The organism is Nocardioides daedukensis (genome assembly GCF_013408415.1).
In the GTDB taxonomy this organism is placed as follows: Bacteria; Actinomycetota; Actinomycetes; order Propionibacteriales; family Nocardioidaceae; genus Nocardioides; species Nocardioides daedukensis.
In genome coordinates this window covers 2,437,774-2,455,360 of record NZ_JACCAA010000001.1, presented here as the reverse complement: position 1 = coordinate 2,455,360, position 17,587 = coordinate 2,437,774, and the positions used below count along the sequence as shown (strand labels likewise).

The window sequence follows — 17,587 nt, the reverse complement described above, 5'->3', positions numbered from 1 at the left end:
TGGGTTGATTCTCTAGGCTCTGCGGGTGCCAAATACAACTACCGCAGAACCGGGCCGGCCCACCGGCAGTGCGCCCGATGACGAAAAGCTGGACAGATCAGTCCTGATGGTCGCCGGGGTCGTCGTCCTCGGCGGCATCATGTCGATCCTCGACATCACCGTCGTCTCCGTCGCGCTCGAGACCTTCCAGAACGACTTCAACGCGACCTCGGCCGAGGTCGCCTGGACGATGACCGGCTACACCCTGGCCCTGGCCTCGGTGATCCCGTTGACCGGTTGGGCTGCCGACCGGTTCGGCACCAAGCGGCTCTACCTGATCGCGGTCGGCCTGTTCACCGCGGGATCAGTGCTCTGTGCGACCGCCACCGGGCTGGACCAGCTGGTGATCTATCGCGTGCTGCAGGGCCTCGGCGGCGGCATGCTGATGCCGCTTGGCATGACCATCCTGACCCACGCCGCGGGCCCGCACCGGGTCGGCCGAGTGATGGCGATCATGGGCATCCCGATGCTCCTCGGCCCGATCTTCGGCCCGATCCTCGGCGGCTGGCTGATCGACGTCGCCTCGTGGCACTGGATCTTCCTGATCAACCTGCCGATCGGCCTGATCGGTTTCGTCTACGCATTCCTGGTCCTGCCCAAGGACAACGTCGAGCCCTCGGAGACCTTCGACTGGCTGGGCATGATCCTGCTCTCCCCCGGTCTGGCAGCGTTCCTCTACGGTGTCTCCTCGATCCCCGAGCACGGCTCACTGTGGCACGCGGAGGTGCTCGCACCCGCGATCATCGGCCTGTTGCTGATCGTCGCCTTCGTGCCCTGGGCGCTGAGCGTCAAGAACAAGCACCCGCTGATCGAGCTGCGCCTGTTCGTCAACCGCAACCTGACCGTGGCAGTGATCGCGATGATGCTCTTCGCGATCGCGTTCTTCGGTGCCAGCCTGCTGTTCCCGCTCTACTTCCAGCAGGTGCGCGGTGAGACCGCGCTCAAGGCCGGTCTGCTGCTCGCCCCGCAGGGCGTGGGCGCGATGATCACCATGCCGATCGCCGGCCTCCTGGCCGACAAGAGGGGCCCCGGCAAGGTGGTGCTGGTCGGCATCCTGCTGGTCACCCTCGGCATGGGGATGTTCACCATGGTCGACGAGAACACGTCGTACGCCTACATCCTCGGCTCGCTCTTCGTGATGGGCCTGGGCATGGGATCGACGATGATGCCGATCATGAGCTCGGCGCTGGCCACGCTCACCGCGCACAACACCGCACGTGGCTCGACCCTGCTGAACATCACCCAGCAGGTCGCCGCCTCGATCGGCACCGCCCTGTTCTCGGTGATCCTCACCAACGAGATGCAGAGCCATGCCTCGGTGAAGCTCGCCCGTGACCTCGACGAGGCCGGCGTGGGCGAGAAGGACATCGCCGGCGGCACGGATCGCTTCCTGGCGTTCCTGGCCGAGCGGGACATCGTCCCGGAGAAGTTCCAGGCGCTGATGGCGCAGGTCCCGGCCGACATGGCGTCGTCGTTCGCGACGGTCTTCGTGGTCGCCACGGTCCTCGTCGGTTGCGTGCTGATCCCGGCGTTCTTCCTGCCGCGCAAGCCCCCGGAGGAGCCGGTCGACCCGGCCGTCCTGATGGCGCACTGATCAACGCCTGACCCGGCACACGCAGCGGGTGGGATCACAGTCCGATGACTGTGATCCCACCCGCTGTGCATTTGGACCCCGGCGCTGCTCACGCCGGATTCACCTCACGGGCCCACCTCCGCGGGCTCACCTCACCGGGTGCCCAACGCCAGCGGCAGGACCTCGCTGGCACCGGCGGCCCTGAGCGCCCGTGCGGCAACCGTCATCGTCCAGCCGGTGTCGACCAGGTCGTCGAGCAGGAGCACCGGACCGGCCGGGATGTCGCCCTGCAACTCGTAGCGGCGCAGCACCGCGGCCACCCGCTGCGCGGAGTTGGCCGCACCCTGACCCGGTTCGATGCTCGGGTCCACGATCGCGAACCGGCCCACCACCGGGATCTTGAGATAGCGCGAGAGCCCGTCGGCGAAGTCTGCGGTGAGTTGGCCGCGGCGCTGGGACTCCACGTGGACGATGCCGACCGCGTTCGGTCGCCACTGCTCGAGGACGGTGATCACCGCACGGACCAACGGAACCGGCACCGGCCCGTCCGGGGTGGTGTCGCGGAAGAGGTCTCGCAGTGCCTGGCCGTGGCCCAGATCGGTCATCCGGGCGACCGCCCGGCCGGTCGCGGGGGCCTCGGCGATCTTGCCCTTCAGGTCGATGCCCAGGTTGGTGAGCGCGGTCGGCCACATCTTGCGCGCGGCGAGCTCGACACCGGGTCGGGTGAGCTGCTCGTGCGCCTCACCCAGCGAGGCCTCCGAGACCTGGTCGGAGAAGCTCACGCCACCGCAGTTGTCGCAGCGCCCGCAGTCGACCTCGACCTCGTCGTCGAGCTGGTGGCGCAGGAAGCGCATCCGGCAGGTGTCGGTGGCCAGGTAGTCCAGCATCGCCTGCTGCTCGCTCTCGCGCGCCTCGGCGACGCGGCGATAGCGGTCCTCGTCATAGGACCACGGCTCGCCGGTGGCGACCCAGCCACCCTTGACCCGCTGCACGGCGCCGTCGACGTCGAGCACCTTCAGCATCATCTCGAGCCGGGAACGGCCCAGATCGACGAACGTCTCCAGAGCGGGCGTGCCCATCGGCCGGTCCGCGGCCGAGAGCGCTTCCAGCACCTGGCGCACCTGCTGCTCGGGCGGGAACGCGAGCGAGGCGAAGTATTTCCAGATGTCGCGGTCCTCGATCGCGGGCAGCAGCACCACGTCGGCCCGCGACGTGCCACGACCGGCACGGCCGACCTGTTGGTAGTAGGCCACCGGCGAGGACGGGGCGCCCACGTTGATCACGAAGCCGAGGGTCGCGTCGAAGCCCATCCCGAGCGCCGAGGTCGCCACCAGCGCCTTGACCCGGCCGGTGCTGAGGTCAGCCTCAAGGGCCTCGCGCTCGGTGGTCTCGGTCTGGCCGGAGTAGGCCGCCACCGTGTGACCACGCGCCCGCAGGAACGCAGCGATCTCCTGGGTCTGCGCGACGGTGAGGCAATAGATGATCCCGGAGCCGTCGAGCTCACCGAGGTGGTCGGCCAGCCAGCCGATCCGCTGCTCGGCAGTCTTGAGCCGGACCACGGCCAGGTGCAGGGACTCGCGGTCCAGCGAGCCCCGTTGGACCAGGACGTCCTGGCCGAGCTGCTCGGCGACGTCGAGGGTGACCCGCTCGTTGGCGGTCGCGGTGGTGGCCAGCACCGGGATGCCCGGGCGCAGGTCGTCGAGCATGGTGCGGATCCGGCGGTAGTCGGGACGGAAGTCGTGGCCCCAGTCGGAGATGCAGTGCGCCTCGTCCACCACGAGCAGTCCGGTGGTCGCCGCCAGTCGGGGTAGCACGTCGTCACGGAAGCCGGGGTTGTTCAGTCGCTCAGGGCTGACCAGCAGCACGTCGACCTGCCCTGCAGCGATCTGCTCCTCGATCCGGCTCCAGTCCTCGATGTTGGTGGAGTTGATGGTCACCGCGTGGATGCCGGCCCGCTCGGCGGCCTGGATCTGGTTGCGCATCAGGGCCAGCAGCGGCGACACGATCACCGTCGGTCCGGAGCCCTCGGCCCTCAGCAGGGCTGTCGCGACGAAGTAGACCGCCGACTTCCCCCAGCCGGTCTTCTGCACCACCAGCGCGCGGCGCTTGTCCACGGCCAGTGCCTCGATCGCGGTCCACTGGTCCTCGCGCAGCTGCGCGTCGTCACGGCCGACCAGCGCCTTGAGGTGCTGCTCGGCGGCGTCGCGGGCGGAGCGGCGTACGTCGTCTGTGGTTGCGGGAGAGCCCATGGCGCATGTCTATCAGCGTGGGGCGACAACAGCCCTGCCCCCTCCACAGGGCCCCGGCGCACGAAGAACCCCGAATGCACGAAGGACCCCGGCCGGAGCCGGGGTCCTTCGAGAAAGCGTGGGTCAGCCGAGCGCAGCGATCGCGGCGTCGTAGTCGGGCTCCGTGGTGATCTCGGGAACCAGCTGGCTGTGCAGCACCTTGCCGTCGGCGTCCACGACGACCACGGCGCGGCCGAGGAGGCCGGCCATCGGGCCGTCGGCCAGGGTGATGCCGTAGTCCTCACCGAACGAGGAGCGGAAGGCCGAGCCGACCTTCACGTTCTCGATGCCCTCGGCGCCGCAGAAGCGGGCCTGGGCGAACGGCAGGTCCTTGGACACGTTGATCACCGTGGTGTTCTCGAGGCCGGCGGCGAGCTCGTTGAACTTGCGCACGCTGGCGGCACAGATGCCGGTGTCGACGGACGGGAAAATGTTGAGGACCGTGCGGCCGGTTGCGTCGGCCGCGGTGAGCGAGGAGAGACCCTCGCCGACCAGGTCATAGGACGGCGCCTCGGCGCCGACGGCCGGAAGTTCGCCGACCGTGTTCACGGTGTTGCCCTTGAGTGCAGTGGTAGCCATGCCCCATTCCTACACGGAGCGGGCAACCCTCGTCAGCCCGGGTCACGCTGTGGTCTGCCTCTTCCGGCTCGCTCAGGCCTCGGCGTCGGTGAAGGACTCACCGGCCAGCAGCGGTACGACGCTGCTCGCGTCCAGCTCGGCGGCGACCGCGACGTCGGCGGCGAACCCCTTGTCGGCGAGCTCGCGACCGCCCGCACAGCCGGCGAGCAGGGTCGCAAGTTCCGGCTCGGCGGCCCGGAACGCCTGCTCGGCCGCACCCGCTTCGGGAGAGAGGCCCTCCACCCCGAGGTCGACCAGTGCGGCGATCACCGATCCGGCGCCCCACAGGTCCTCCACGCACGGGCGCAGCGAACCGTCGGCCCAACGCTCCCCGGCCGCGATCACGCTCACGCTCGGGCGGTGCTCCAGCTGGCCGGCGCGGAAGAACTGCCTGGCCAGCCACTGCGCGACCGCGTGCCGGTTGCGCAGGGAGGCGGCCAGCACCGTGGCCGGCTCCGGCCCGCCGTCGATCCGGGCGGCACTGCCTGCGCGGCGCCCCGGCTGCGGATCGGCGCCGGGGCTGGCCAGCTCGAAGCAGATCGAGGACCCGTTCGGGCTCGGCAGCACCAGCCGCTCCAAGTCGTGGGACTCGCGCAGCGACGCCGGTGAGAGGGAGACGTGGCGACCCTCGAGGCCGAGCGCCTCGAACCGGCCCACGGCCAGGGTCGCCCCGTGCCGCATCGCATGGGCCGCCGCACCCTTGTCCCGCCACCGGTAGGGAAACACCTCGATGCCCTGGTCCAGGGCCACCGAGACGGTGGTGGTGAAGGAGAGCACGTCGACCACCACGGCGTACGACGCACTCGTCGCCGCCGCGCCGGTCGGTCCCCAGTCCATCCGGACCCGATAGTCGCCCTGGCCGTGCGCCGGGTCGAACGTGTCGGGGTCCATCGGCTCAGTGCTCGCGCGGCTCGAGGACCACCGGCTGGGCGCCGGTCATCACCAGATCCGCACGCGCTGGTCGGGGTCGAGCCACAGGCCGTCACCCTCGGCGGTCTCGAACGCCTGGTGGAACTCGTCGAGGTTGCGCACGATGTTGGCGCGGAACTCCGGCGGGCTGTGCGGGTCGATGGTGAGGAACTGGCGCTCCTGCTCGAGGCGACGCTTGGTGCGCCACACGTAGGCCCAGTTCATGAAGAGGCGCTGGTTGTCGGCCTGGGTGGCCTCGCCGTTGCGGGAGATGGCATAGGCCTTCTGCCCGATGGTGAGACCGCCGAGGTCACCGATGTTCTCGCCGACGGTCAACGAGCCGTTGACCTTCTCGTCGGGCAGGTTGCGCGGCGAGTAGTCGTCGTACTGCGCGATCAGCATCTTGCTCTTGACCTCGAAGGCGGCCTTGTCGTCCGGGGTCCACCAGTCGTTGAGGTTGCCCTCACCGTCATATTGCGCGCCCTGGTCGTCGAAGCCGTGGCCGATCTCGTGACCGATCACCGCGCCGATGCCGCCGTAGTTCTCGGCCGGGTCCGCGTCCGGGGAGAAGAACGGCTTCTGCAGGATCCCGGCCGGGAAGCAGATCTCGTTGGTGCCCGGGTTGTAGTAGGCGTTCACGGTCTGCGGCAGCATGAACCACTCGTCGCGATCGACCGGGGAGCCGATCTTGGCGAGCTGGCGTGCGGTCTCGAACGCGGTCGCGGCGACGACGTTGCCGAGCAGGTCGTCGGGCGAGACCTTGAGCCCGGAGTAGTCGCGGAACTTCTCCGGATAGCCGATCTTGGGCCGGAAGGTCGCGAGCTTCTCGTAGGCCCGCTGCTTGGTCTCCTCGGTCATCCAGTCCAGTGCCTCGATCGAGACCCGGTAGGCGGTGAGCAGGTTGGCGACCAGCCCGTCCATCAGCTCCTTGGAGCGCGGCGGGAAGTGGCGGGAGACATATTCCTCGCCGACCGCCTCACCCATCGCGCCCTCGACGAACGCCACGCCGCGCTTCCAGCGTGCGCGCAGCTCGGGGGTGCCGTTGAGGGTGCGGCCATAGAAGTCGAAGTTGGCCTGGACCAGCTCGTCGTGCAGGTAGGGCGCGGTCGAGCGGAGCACGCGGGTGACCAACCAGGGCCGCCACTGCTCGATCGGCACCTCGCCCAGGACAGCGGAGAGGTGGGCCAGGAAGGAGGGCTGGCGGACGTTGACCTCGGCCAGGGTCTCCTCGGTGCCCCCGAGGAAGCGGACATAGCCGGCCCAGTCGAAGTTCGGGGCGAGCGCGACCAGCTCGTCGTACGTCGTGAGGTTGTAGGTCTTCTGCACGTCGCGGGTCTCGGCGCGCTCCCAGTGGCCCTTGGCCAGCTTGGTGTCCAGCTCAAGGACGCCGGCGGCGGCCGTCGCGGGGTCCTCGTGACCGGCGATCGTGAAGAGCCGCTCGAGATAGCCGACGTACGCCGTGCGCACCTCGGCGAACTTCTCCTCGCGGTAGTAGGACTCGTCGGGGAGCCCGAGCCCGCCCTGGCCGATGTTGAACAGGTAGCGGTCGGACTTGCGGTCGTCGGTGTCGATGTAGGACCCGAACAGGCCGCTCACGCCGACCCGCTCGAGCTCACCGATCAGCGAGGCGAGCTCGGTGGTGTCCTTCGCCGCGGTGATCGCGTCTAGGAGGGGCTGGATCGGTGCCAGGGCGAGCTGGTTGGCGCGCTCGACGTCCATGAACGAGGTGTACAGCGCGTTGATCTTGGCGCCGCTCTCGGAGAGCTTCGACGGCTCAGCGGCCGCGAGGTCCTCGATGATCACCCGCACCTGCTCCTCGGCCACGTCGGCGAGCTGCACGAACGGGCCCCAGCTGGAGCGGTCGCTGGGGATCTCGGTCTCGTCGAGCCAGCGGCCGTTGACGTGACCGAACAGGTCGTCCTGGGGGCGGATGTAGGGGTTCATGCCCGGGCGGGCGTCATCGAGAATGCTCACGCCCCGACACTAACCGAGGCCCTGAACGATCAGGCTCAGCCGCGGGGCCTGCGTCGCAACCAGCCGCCACCGAAGAGCGCACCGAGCACCAGCACCGGCTGGAAGAACAGCCGGACCAGCCGCGCCCGATCGGTGTCCAGGCCGAACGCGTCGGTTCCCTCGACATATTGGGCGATGTTGCCGGGGAAGATCGCCACGAAGAACGCGGCCAGCAACCCGCCAACCAGGCGCTTGCGCCCGGGCAGGGCGACGAATGCCGCGCCCAGCCCGATCTCCACGACACCGGACGCGAGCACGGTGAAGTCCTCGTCGAGCGGGAACCACTGCGGCACCTGGGCCTGGAACTCCGCGCGCTGGGTGGTCAGGTGCAGCGTCCCTGCCCCGACCATCGCCACGCCGAGTGCGATCCGGACGGCCGTGCGCAGGTGAGTGCTCATGGCCCCAGCCTAGGCAGGTGGCACCAGCGTCCGGGTTGTCGCGCCGGGTGCCCGAGCGGAGCTCAGCGCAGGGTGACGACCGACTTGCCCAGCGTCTTGCGCTGGTCCATGTCGATCAGCGCCTGGCCGAAGTCCTCCATCGCATAGACCTTGCCGATCGGCGGCTTGATCGCACCGTTCTCCAGGAACGGCGTGATCTCGGCCCACTGCTCGGTCATGTAGCCGGGGCGCTTCATCGCATAGTCGCCCCAGCCGACGCCGCGCACGTCGATGTTGTTGAGCAGCAGTCGGTTCACCTTGACCTCCGGGATGCCCTGGCCGGCGGCGAAGCCGACCACGAGCAGGCGGCCCTGGGGCGCGAGGCTGCGCAGGGAGTCGGTGAAGATGTCGCCACCGACGACGTCGAGGATCACGTCGACGCCCTTGCCCTCGGTGAGGGCCTTGACCTCGTCCTTGAAGGTCTCGACGCGGACCACGTCATCGGCCCCGGCCAGGCGGGCGATCTCGGCCTTCTCGTCGGTGGAGACCACGGCGATGGCGCGGGCGCCGTACGCCTTGGCCATCTGGATGGTCGCCGTGCCGACGCCGCCGGCAGCGCCGTGGATCAGGACGCTCTCCCCGGCCTTGAGCTGGCCACGGACGGCCAGCGCGAAGTGCGCGGTGAGGTAGTTCATCGGCAGCGCAGCACCTTCCTCGAAGGAGAGTCCTTCGGGCAGCGGGAAGACGACGCTGTGGTGTGCGGTGGCCCGCTCAGCGGCTCCACCGTGGGAGAGCACCCCGCACACACGCTGCCCGGCGGTGAACCCGTGGCCGTCGGCGACCACGGTGCCGGCGAAGTCGACGCCCAGGGTGAACGGCGGCTCGGGCCGGAGCTGGTACTGCCCGCGGCTGAGCAGCAGGTCGGGGAACGAGATGCCGACGGCGTGCACGTCGACCAGAACCTCGTCCGGGCCTGGGGTCGGCTCGGGGATCTCGTTGATGACAAGGGACTCGGGACCGTCGGTGGTGACCACCTGGACTGCGCGGATGCTCATGCCCCGAGGTTAGCGACCCGGTCAGCCGGCCTTGACCAGAGCGTTCATCTCGAAGTGCATCGGGTCGGTGAACGACCAGTCGCCACCCCAGCCGAAGCCCCACTTCTTGAAGATGTCCACGACCGTGCGGTCCATCTCGCCGACCGTGCCGCGCTGGTTGCCCGGGGTGTTCATGTCGAGGGCGATCCCGAACGAGTGCAGCGAGAGCTGTTGGGTGTTGGCGATGAACCGCGGGTAGTAGCAGCCGGCGTACTCGCCCGGGTTGATCTTGTCGGCCAGGCCGCGGGTGACCACCTCGGTGAGCGCGGCGCGCAGCTGCGGGAGCATCACCTTGTGGCAGGTGACGCGGCCGAGGATCGGGACCTCCTCGGTGCGGATGTTGGCGCTGACCCAGGCCGAGTCGGGGGCGATCCGACCGCCCTCGAGGACGGTATAGCTGAACGAGCCGACGGCCTTGGCCACCGAGCCACCGGTCAGGATCGCGGTCTGCTGTGCGTCCGGGTCGAGCCCATAGCGGGCAACCGCGTCGAGGTCCTGGATCGAGACGCCGCCGCCGAGGATCTTGCGCAGGGCCGAGCGCATCGACTGCGGGGAGTTGATGCCGGTGGAGACCAGCATCGCGTTGCCCTCGGCCATCTTCAGCTCCTCGGCCCAGGCCTTGTTGATGACCAGGTCGACCTTGGGGATCTGCTCGGCATAGACGCCGATGTGCACGCGTGGAGCGGACTTGTCGTTGCCGAGCTTGACGTAGTCGTCCTTGTCCTTGATCGACTTGGCCAGGTCCGGCGGCAGGGCGACCTCGCCGCCGGCGACTCGGTCCCAGATCTCCTGAGCCTGCGCGGTGGCGACCGGGTTGAAGCGGCGGTACGTCGAGGGGTCGACGGCGGCGATCGACAAGACCTTGTTCTCCACCGAGACCTGCGACATCGACAAGACGTCCGCCGCACCAACGCCCTTGAGGCCCTTGATCCGCTTGACCTGGTAGTCGGTCAGCGGGTCCTGGCTGTAGATCAGGATGTCGGCCGGCCACAGCCTGCCCTTCAACGGACCCGGAGGCTTCACGGACCGCTCCGGCTCGGCGACCGGGATCGTCGGGGTGGCTCCCGGGCTGGTCTCGGCGCCGATGGATTCGGACGGCTTCGGGTCGGCCACGTCCTTGCCATCCTTGCCGTCCCCGCCACAGGCGGCCAGCACCAGGGCAGCACAGAGCAGGGTCGCGGCAACGCGACCCCGACGCGGTCCTCCCCAGGCTCCCATCAGACCTGAAGCCTAGTTCAGGAACGAAGGACGCGGTCGGCGATCCACGCAATGTCGTCGGCGGTCTCGTCCGGGGTGCCGGACGGCTGCATGACGTGGCTCAGGACCAGGCGCACGACCATGTCGATCGCGGGCTCGAGCTTCTCCGCGAGCTGCAGCTCGTAAGGAGCCACCCGTTCGGCAACTACGAGCTTTGCCACGCCCAGCAACGACTCCGAATGGGTGGTGAGCAGTGGCAGCAGCTCGGTGTCTGCTCCATGCGTCGCCGAGACGACGGCATGGAGCAGAGGGTTGTCCTGGGCAAAGACCAGCACCGCGCGCGATGCCTCACGGATCGCGTTCACCATCTCGGTGGGGTGCTCGTCGAAGGCGTGGTTGACCAGGTCGAGGAAGCGGGCGAGCTCCTCGAGGATCATCGCCTCGGCCAGCGCGGACTTGTTGCCGATCTCGTTGTAGACCGTCTGCCTGCTGACCCCGACGTGTTCGGCGACCTTGGACATGGTGACCCAGGCCCAACCGTGTTCGGTGGTCAGTGTCGAGGCGCCGTCGATGATCCGGTCACGCGTCGTCACCGGACCGTCAGCTTCGGCACCCGAGGTCATGGCAGCAATCCTAGGACTGCGGGTGAACCCGAGCGGAAACCTCACCCCTCGAGGGTCAGTGCGAGCACCGGGCAGGAGTTGACCGCCGCGGTCAGCTCCTTGCGGTGCTCCTCGCCCGGGTTCTCGTCGAGGATGTGCATGATGTCGTCGTCGTCGACCTCGAAGAACTCGTGTGCCATCGACTCGCACATGCCCAGGCCCTCGCACTTGTCGCGATCCACCACGATCCGCATCAGGCCACCGCCGCCGGGTTGACGGGGACGAAGTCGATCTTCTCGCGCACACCGCAGTCGGGGCAGCACCAGTCCTCGGGGATGTCGCTCCAGGCGGTTCCGGCCGCGAACCCTTCGTGCTCGTCGCCGACGTTGACGTCGTACACGTAGTCACAGCCGGGGCACTGGGCAGCCACCACCTCGTCGACCTGCGCGACGGCAGCGGCGGCCGCGGCAGCAACTGCGTCGTCGGCGGCCTTGCGGTCCTGGGCCTGGCTCATCGCGACGCCATACTTGGCGAGGATCTTCTCCCGCTTGCGCGGCTGGAGGTTCGCCTGGCTGAGGTCGCCGTCGAAGTGGTTGATCACCCGGGGATCCATCACCCTGCGCCACAGCGGCGGGAAGAGGGCCAGCACGATCATCCCGGCATACCCGGTCGGCAGCACCGGCGACTCCTCGAAGTCGCGCAGCGTCTGGTAGCGGCGGGTCGGGTTGGCGTGGTGGTCGCTGTGGCGCTGCAGGTGGTAGAGCAGCACGTTGGTGGCGATGTTGTTGGAGTTCCAGCTGTGGCTGGGCAGCACGCGCTCGTAGCGCTCCTTGCCGGGCTTGCCGACCTTCTTGCGCAGCATGCCGTAGTGCTCCATGTAGTTGACGACCTCGAGCAGGCTGAAGCCGACCACGGCCTGGAGCAGCAGGTAGGGCGCGATCTCGATGCCGAGCACGGCGATCAGTGCGCCCCACAGGACCGCGGTCATGATCCAGGCGTTGAGGACGTCGTTGCCGAGGCGGAAGGGGTGCTTGTCCTTGCGGGCATAGCGCTTCTTCTCCAGGCTCCATGCGCTCTTCAGCGAGCCCAGGACGGTGCGCGGCCAGAACTGGTAGAAGTTCTCGCCCATCCTGCTGCTGGCCGGGTCCTCGGGGGTGGCGACGCGGACGTGGTGGCCGCGGTTGTGCTCGATGTAGAAGTGGCCGTAGGCGACCTGGGCCAGCGCGATCTTGGACAGCCAGCGCTCGTTGGCCTCCTTCTTGTGGCCGAGCTCGTGGGCGGTGTTGATGCCGATCCCGCCGATGCAGCCGATCGAGATGGCGATGCCGACCTTCTGCCACACGGTCATCGGGTCATCGATGAGGCCCCACAGCGTGCTGCCGGAGATCAGCATCATCGCGCCGACGAAGCCGACGTACTGGATCGGCAGGAAGAGGTAGGTGATCCACCGGTAGTACTTGTCGTTCTCGAGCTCCTCGATCACGTCGTCCGGCGGGTTGGACCGATCCAGGCCGGTGACCAGATCGATCGCCGGCACGATCACCAGGATCACGATCGGACCGAGCCACAGCACCGGCGTGAACTCGGTGAGCGAGAAGATCCCGACCGCCACCAGGGCGAGCGAGGGCACCACGAGGCCGATCAGCCACAGGTAGCGCTTCTTGTCCTTCCACTGCTCGGTCGATCCGTCGGGAACGGTTCCTGCTGTCCTGGTCGCCATGGCGATCCTCCTCGGAAGCGGACGCCGTTGAAGCGGATGGGTGTGACAGGCGTCCCTTTACAAACAAGCATGAATTGTAAACAGAGGCCTGTCAACCCCCTCTGAGGCGTGGCCGTTCCGCCAGAAACGACCACGCGGCTCAGTCTCGCCTGTCAGAGTTCGGGGACCATGGGAAAGACATTGGATTTGAACCGGGGCGATGAGACCTCGATCCGGCCGTTGCGCTCTCGTCCGCGCTACCGCTCCAGACGCCTCGGCCTGGGGCTCATCCTCGCCGCCGTGGTGGTCTTCACCGTCCTCTTCACTGCTGACCTCGAGGTGGACGAGCCCAATGTCGATGGCTTCCCTGCTGCCAGTTGTGGCTCCGCCTATGACGTCGCGTTCATCAAAGGCGATGGCTTCATGGGTGGCGAAGTCCCTATCAACCAGGACGCCATTGACCGGAAGTGTGTCGACAAGGCACAGCTGTACGTCGGAGCCAGCGTCCTCGCTGGTGGGGTGCTCCTGGCCGCAGGGATCTTGCTGCTCCCAGCCCGGCGCCGCGGCCTCGTTGCCGCAGGCATCCTGGCTTCGTTCGTGGTGCTTGTGTTGGTCTTCGTCGAGTGGAGTTCCCGGATTGAGGCTCCTGCGCCAGGGGTGCCCACTCAGACAGAAGGCCCCCAAGCCCTGGATCGACTGAGCATGTGGCGCTGACGACGATTCCGCCGGTCAGGACCAGGTGATCGCCGCATCCTGCCAGGTCTCGGGCACCTCCACCTCGTCGGAGCGGTTCCACAACGTCAGATAGAGCGCCACCGGGGACCCCGCGAGCACGATGTCACCGTCAGGGGACGACGTACGCACCGCCACCGGCACATCCACACCCACCCGCAGCTCCCAACCGGCCTCGGTGCCCGTGGGTGAGACCGCGATGGTCAGCGGATCCTGGCTGCGCAGCCGTGACCTGGGCCGCGGCAGAAACCCGGTCAACAGCTCATCGATCCCGTCCAGTGCGATGTCATCGGTGATCCAGGTGTCAGCCGCGCGCGGGTGCCGGCCCAGCGCGGCGGAGAGCGCGTCGACCGCGTGGATAGTCGTCTCGTGGCACTGCCGCCGGACCCAGAAGCGCTTGGCCGGTGGGGCGTCAGCGAGGAAGACGCTCACGTCCAGGTCCTCGGGCGCCGCGGTGATCGCGGCGGCGAGGTCGATGACCCCGTCAGTGAGCCACTCGAGCGGCTCCGGCGAGACCTGTCCCTGCTCGCGCAACCGGTCCGGGTCGGCCTGCTCGCCGCGGATGATCGCGGTCGCCCACCGGTGCACCATCCCCTGGTGCGCGATCAGCTTGCGCACGGTCCAGTCGGGGGTGGTGGGTACGCCGGCGCGCAGCCCGGCCCGTTCCGCGCCGCGGACGAAGGCGAGGTGTGCCGTGCGCAGCCCGTCGAGGTGATCGGCCAGTGAGAGGTCAGTGGGGGCCATGGGCCAAGCGTGGCAGGTCGTTGCTCATTGCGCGCGCGACATTTCCTCGCCGACCCGGCAGTTGTTGACGCCGCTGCCCCCGCCGAGTCGGCAGTTGTTGACGTCGCGCTGCGTCACGAGACATGTCGAGGCACTGCGTACGCTTCTGCACATGCTCACCAACCCTCGCCGCAGCTGGGCCGTCGTACTCCTGGCTCTGATCTTTGCTGGACTCGTCTTCGGTGTCCTCGGCGAGGGCGAGCGGACCCAGAAACCGACCGACGACATGCCGAGTGGTGCGGACAGCACCCTGGCCACCGAGTTGCGCGACAAGCTGCCCGAGGAGGATTCGTCGGTCGCCATCGCCCTGTTCACCGCAGACGAGGGCAAGCTGGACCAGGCGGCGATCAAGGATCTGGCCCAGGGCCCGCCGCCGCAGTTCTCCAAGGACGGCACGGCCGCGTTCGCCATCGTCCCGGTCACCGGCGCCTCGGCCACCGACGTGGAGGCCTTCGTCACCGACCTGCGCGAACGTCTCGACAAGCAGGTGCCCGAAGGCGTCACCGCCCAGGTGACCGGCCCCGCCGCGATCGAGGCCGACCTGGCCCAGGTCTTCCAGGGCGCGAACACCCGACTCCTGGCCGTCACCGCATCGGTCGTCGCGATCCTGTTGGTGATCACCTATCGCAGCCCGTTCCTGTGGCTGGTGCCGCTGCTGGTGGTCGGCCTGGCCGACCGGCTCGCCGCGCTGCTCGCGACCCAGGTGATGGCCACCCTCGGCGTCGCCTGGAACGAGTCGACGGTCGGGATCCTGTCGGTGCTCGTCTTCGGCGCAGGGACGAACTATGCCCTGTTGCTGATCAGCCGATATCGCGACGAGCTCAAGACCCACGCCGACCGGGCCGAGGCCATGCGCCTCGCGCTACGACGTACGGCCGAAGCGGTGCTGACCAGCGCCGGCACCGTGGTCGCCGGGCTACTCACCCTGCTGCTTTCGCTGACCCCGACCACCCGCGGCCTGGGCCTGGCCTGCGCCGTGGGCATCGTGGTCGCGGCGACGTTCGTGCTCGTGGTGCTGCCGGCAACCCTGGTGCTCTTCGGCCGCTGGATCTTCTGGCCGATCGTGCCCCGCGAGGGCGACGCCGTGCTCACCGAGACCGACTCCTGGTGGCGCAAGGTCGGCAACACCGTCGCTGGACGACCGGCAGCCTTCATCGTCGGCGCGCTGGTCGTGCTCGGCGTGATGGCCGCCGGACTGCTGCAGGTCGACACCGGCCTGCGCCAGTCCGACCAGTTCCTCGACCGCCCGGAGTCGATCGCTGCCGGCGAGAGGCTGGCCGAGTCGTTCCCGGCCGGTACGTCGAACCCGACCCAGGTGCTCACCCGCGACAACGCGGACGACGTCGTGGCCGCCATCAAGGAGACCAGCGGCGTCTCCTCGGCCCGCCCGGGAACCTCCGCGGGTGGCATCACCCAGATCGACGTGGTCCTCGACGCGGCACCCTCGACCGACAAGGCCGCCACGGCGATCTCCGATTTGCGCGAGCGGCTCGGCGACTTCAAGGACACCCACGTCACCGGGAACGCCGCCACCGAGATCGATGCCCAGGAAGGTGCCGAGCGGGACCAGGCGCTGATCCTCCCGCTGATCCTGCTGCTCGTGCTCGGTGTGCTTCTGGTCCTGCTCCGCTCGGTGGTCGCGCCGCTGCTCCTGGTCGCGACCGTGGTCGGCACGTTCGCCGCCGCGATGGGCAGCTCGTGGTGGCTGTTCACCGGCGTGCTCGGCTTCGACGCGCTGGACGTGGACGTGCCGCTGTTCGGGTTCCTGTTCCTGGTCGCGCTGGGCGTCGACTACAACATCTTCCTGGTCACCAGGGCGCGCGAGGAAGCGCTGACGCACGGCACCCGCGAAGGGATGCTGCGCGCGCTCGCCGCCACCGGCGGTGTGATCACCAGTGCCGGCATCCTGCTCGCTGCCGTCTTCGCCGTGCTCGGGGTGCTGCCGCTGGTGGTGCTGGCCCAGCTGGGCGTGGTGATCTGCATCGGTGTCCTGCTCGACACGCTGCTCGTGCGTACGGTGCTGGTCCCGGCGCTGGCCCTGCAGCTCGGCGACCGGTTCTGGTGGCCGCGAAAGGTGACCGCGAAGATTGCTCAGGAGCCAGTCGGCAACTGATGGGTTGGGAGCTCGGGGGTGACTAACTGATGTGTTGCGGGTCCAAAACCCGTCGATCCCGCCCCCAAACCATCAGTTACCGGCGCGCTCGCCCCCAAACCATCAGTTACCCCAGCGCCCAGCCCCAACGCATCAGTTACCCGCGACGCGTCAGTCGCGCGGCTTGCCGCTGATCGCGGCGGCAACAGCCTTCGGTACGTCAGGGTGGAAGACGCTCGGGATGATGAAGCTCGGGTGCAACTCGTCGTCAGTGACCACGTGCGCGATCGCCTCGGCCGCACGGAGCAGCATATCCATCGTGACCTCGCTGGCGCGGGCGTCGAGCAGGCCCCGGAAGACACCGGGGAAGGCGAGTACGTTGTTGATCTGGTTCGGGTAGTCCGAGCGGCCCGATGCCACCACGGCGGCGTACTTCGACGCCTCGGCAGGGTCGACCTCGGGATCCGGGTTGGCCAGTGCGAAGACGATCGAGCCCTCGGCCATCGTGGAGATCCACTCGGGCTTGAGCACGCCCGGCCCGGAGACGCCGATGAAGACGTCCGCGCCTTCCAGACCCTCCTGCAGGCCACCACGACGCAGGTTCGGGTTGGTACGGCGGGCCAGGTCGAGCTTGGCCGCGGCCAGCTCGGTGTTGTCCGAACAAAGCAGGCCCTCGCGGTCCCAGACCACGACGTCCTTGGCGCCGCCGGCGAGCAGCAGCGCGGTGATCGCGGATCCCGCGGCACCACCACCCGCCACGACGATGCGGATGTCGGCGATCTCCTTGCCGACCACCCGGAGCGCGTTGGTCAGGGCTGCGAGTACGACGATCGCGGTGCCGTGCTGGTCGTCGTGGAAGACCGGGATGTCGAGGGACTCGCGCAGCCGGGCCTCGATCTCGAAGCAACGCGGCGCGGCGATGTCCTCGAGGTTGATCCCACCGAAGCCGGGGGCGATCATCTCGACGGCCCTGACGATCTCGTCGGTGTCCTGGCTGGCCAGGCAGATCGGCCAGGCGTCGATGTTGGCGAACTTCTTGAACAGCGCCGCCTTGCCCTCCATCACCGGCAGCGCGGCGCCCGGACCGATGTTGCCCAGGCCCAGGACCGCGGAGCCGTCGGTGACCACGGCGACCGAGTTGCCCTTGATCGTCAGCCGAGACACGTCCTCGGGGTTCTCGTGGATCGCCATCGACACCCGCCCCACACCTGGGGTGTAGGCCATCGACAGGTCGTCGCGCGTCTTCAGCGGGACCTTGGAGCTGACCTCGATCTTGCCGCCGAGGTGGATCAGGAAGGTGCGGTCGGAGACCTTGTGCACCTCGACGCCGGGGATCCCGCGGACCACCCTGACCAGGGCCTTGGAGTGGTCCTCGTCGGAGGCCGAGCAGGTGACGTCGACGACCAGGCGGTCGTGGCTGGACTCGGCGACGTCGATGGCGGTCACGATCCCGCCGGCCTCGGCCAGTCCGGTGGCGACGGTGCCGACGACTCCGTGGTCGGGCGCGGTGTAGAGGCGCATGGTGATCGAGTACGACGACGGTGTGGCGGCCATGTCCCAACCTTCCTCCC

Annotated in this window: 15 protein-coding genes; 3 read left to right on the top strand and 12 right to left on the bottom strand. The window is 68.6% G+C overall.

Annotated features, from left to right (window positions below; genetic code table 11):
- Positions 1-25: 25 nt before the first annotated feature.
- Positions 26-1,633 (top strand): DHA2 family efflux MFS transporter permease subunit, encoded by a 1,608-nt coding sequence (locus BJ980_RS12155; protein WP_343047800.1) that lies wholly within the window; start codon positions 26-28, stop codon positions 1,631-1,633.
- Positions 1,634-1,764: 131 nt separating this feature from the next.
- Here BJ980_RS12155 and BJ980_RS12150 read toward each other — a convergent pair whose 3' ends face one another.
- The 10 genes from BJ980_RS12150 to BJ980_RS19470 all read right to left on the bottom strand — a co-directional run bounded on the left by BJ980_RS12150 (position 1,765) and on the right by BJ980_RS19470 (position 12,430).
- Positions 1,765-3,861 carry a RecQ family ATP-dependent DNA helicase gene (locus BJ980_RS12150; RefSeq protein WP_179502532.1) on the bottom strand — a complete coding sequence of 699 codons (2,097 nt, stop codon included), beginning with the start codon at positions 3,859-3,861 and terminating at the stop codon, positions 1,765-1,767.
- Positions 3,862-3,984: 123 nt separating this feature from the next.
- Positions 3,985-4,479: a thiol peroxidase gene (gene tpx, locus BJ980_RS12145; protein ID WP_179502531.1), complete on the bottom strand. Its 495-nt coding sequence runs from the start codon at positions 4,477-4,479 to the stop codon at positions 3,985-3,987.
- A gap of 72 nt (positions 4,480-4,551) precedes the next feature.
- Complete coding sequence (locus tag BJ980_RS12140; protein WP_179502530.1) at positions 4,552-5,409, bottom strand: 2-phosphosulfolactate phosphatase; 858 nt, start codon at positions 5,407-5,409, stop codon at positions 4,552-4,554.
- Between the two features lie 48 nt (positions 5,410-5,457).
- On the bottom strand, positions 5,458-7,401 hold the full coding sequence (locus BJ980_RS12135) for a M13 family metallopeptidase (RefSeq protein WP_343047799.1): 1,944 nt from the start codon (positions 7,399-7,401) through the stop codon (positions 5,458-5,460).
- 35 nt (positions 7,402-7,436) lie between these two features.
- Entirely contained in the window at positions 7,437-7,838 is a 402-nt protein-coding gene (locus BJ980_RS12130; protein WP_179502529.1) for a DoxX family protein, read from the bottom strand.
- Positions 7,839-7,900: 62 nt separating this feature from the next.
- Entirely contained in the window at positions 7,901-8,872 is a 972-nt protein-coding gene (locus BJ980_RS12125; protein ID WP_218855496.1) for an NADPH:quinone oxidoreductase family protein, read from the bottom strand.
- Positions 8,873-8,893: 21 nt separating this feature from the next.
- Positions 8,894-10,129, bottom strand: coding sequence for a M15 family metallopeptidase (locus BJ980_RS12120; RefSeq protein ID WP_179502528.1), 1,236 nt, complete (start codon positions 10,127-10,129; stop codon positions 8,894-8,896).
- Between the two features lie 17 nt (positions 10,130-10,146).
- Complete coding sequence (locus tag BJ980_RS12115) at positions 10,147-10,731, bottom strand: TetR/AcrR family transcriptional regulator (RefSeq protein ID WP_179502527.1); 585 nt, start codon at positions 10,729-10,731, stop codon at positions 10,147-10,149.
- A gap of 41 nt (positions 10,732-10,772) precedes the next feature.
- Positions 10,773-10,964, bottom strand: a complete 192-nt coding sequence (locus BJ980_RS12110; RefSeq protein ID WP_179502526.1) for a ferredoxin — start codon at positions 10,962-10,964, stop codon at positions 10,773-10,775.
- Positions 10,964-12,430, bottom strand: coding sequence for a fatty acid desaturase (locus tag BJ980_RS19470; RefSeq protein WP_179502525.1), 1,467 nt, complete (start codon positions 12,428-12,430; stop codon positions 10,964-10,966). The genes BJ980_RS12110 and BJ980_RS19470 overlap by 1 nt, the downstream gene beginning before the upstream one ends.
- 108 nt (positions 12,431-12,538) lie before the next feature.
- Here BJ980_RS19470 and BJ980_RS12100 point away from each other — a divergent pair, with 108 nt between their 5' ends.
- Complete coding sequence (locus BJ980_RS12100) at positions 12,539-13,123, top strand: hypothetical protein (RefSeq protein ID WP_179502524.1); 585 nt, start codon at positions 12,539-12,541, stop codon at positions 13,121-13,123.
- Positions 13,124-13,138: 15 nt separating this feature from the next.
- Here BJ980_RS12100 and BJ980_RS12095 read toward each other — a convergent pair whose 3' ends face one another.
- Entirely contained in the window at positions 13,139-13,885 is a 747-nt protein-coding gene (locus tag BJ980_RS12095) for a maleylpyruvate isomerase N-terminal domain-containing protein (protein WP_179502523.1), read from the bottom strand.
- Positions 13,886-14,036: 151 nt separating this feature from the next.
- Between BJ980_RS12095 and BJ980_RS12090 the strand changes: the two genes are divergently transcribed.
- Complete coding sequence (locus BJ980_RS12090) at positions 14,037-16,037, top strand: MMPL family transporter (protein ID WP_179502522.1); 2,001 nt, start codon at positions 14,037-14,039, stop codon at positions 16,035-16,037.
- A gap of 150 nt (positions 16,038-16,187) precedes the next feature.
- Here the strand turns inward: BJ980_RS12090 and BJ980_RS12085 are convergent, their stop codons facing one another.
- Positions 16,188-17,570, bottom strand: coding sequence for an NAD-dependent malic enzyme (locus tag BJ980_RS12085; protein WP_179502521.1), 1,383 nt, complete (start codon positions 17,568-17,570; stop codon positions 16,188-16,190).
- Positions 17,571-17,587: the final 17 nt, after the last annotated feature.

Excerpts from the sequence above, each read along its gene's own strand:
- BJ980_RS12150 (WP_179502532.1), bottom strand. The coding sequence starts at position 3,861 with ATGGGCTCTCCCGCAACCACAGACGACGTACGCCGCTCCGCCCGCGAC.
- tpx (WP_179502531.1), bottom strand. The coding sequence starts at position 4,479 with ATGGCTACCACTGCACTCAAGGGCAACACCGTGAACACGGTCGGCGAA.
- BJ980_RS12140 (WP_179502530.1), bottom strand. The coding sequence starts at position 5,409 with ATGGACCCCGACACGTTCGACCCGGCGCACGGCCAGGGCGACTATCGG.
- BJ980_RS12130 (WP_179502529.1), bottom strand. The coding sequence starts at position 7,838 with ATGAGCACTCACCTGCGCACGGCCGTCCGGATCGCACTCGGCGTGGCG.
- BJ980_RS12125 (WP_218855496.1), bottom strand. The coding sequence starts at position 8,872 with ATGAGCATCCGCGCAGTCCAGGTGGTCACCACCGACGGTCCCGAGTCC.
- BJ980_RS12120 (WP_179502528.1), bottom strand. The coding sequence starts at position 10,129 with ATGGGAGCCTGGGGAGGACCGCGTCGGGGTCGCGTTGCCGCGACCCTG.
- BJ980_RS12115 (WP_179502527.1), bottom strand. The coding sequence starts at position 10,731 with ATGACCTCGGGTGCCGAAGCTGACGGTCCGGTGACGACGCGTGACCGG.
- BJ980_RS12110 (WP_179502526.1), bottom strand. The coding sequence starts at position 10,964 with ATGCGGATCGTGGTGGATCGCGACAAGTGCGAGGGCCTGGGCATGTGC.
- BJ980_RS19470 (WP_179502525.1), bottom strand. The coding sequence starts at position 12,430 with ATGGCGACCAGGACAGCAGGAACCGTTCCCGACGGATCGACCGAGCAG.
- BJ980_RS12095 (WP_179502523.1), bottom strand. The coding sequence starts at position 13,885 with ATGGCCCCCACTGACCTCTCACTGGCCGATCACCTCGACGGGCTGCGC.
- BJ980_RS12090 (WP_179502522.1), top strand. The coding sequence starts at position 14,037 with ATGCTCACCAACCCTCGCCGCAGCTGGGCCGTCGTACTCCTGGCTCTG.
- BJ980_RS12085 (WP_179502521.1), bottom strand. The coding sequence starts at position 17,570 with ATGGCCGCCACACCGTCGTCGTACTCGATCACCATGCGCCTCTACACC.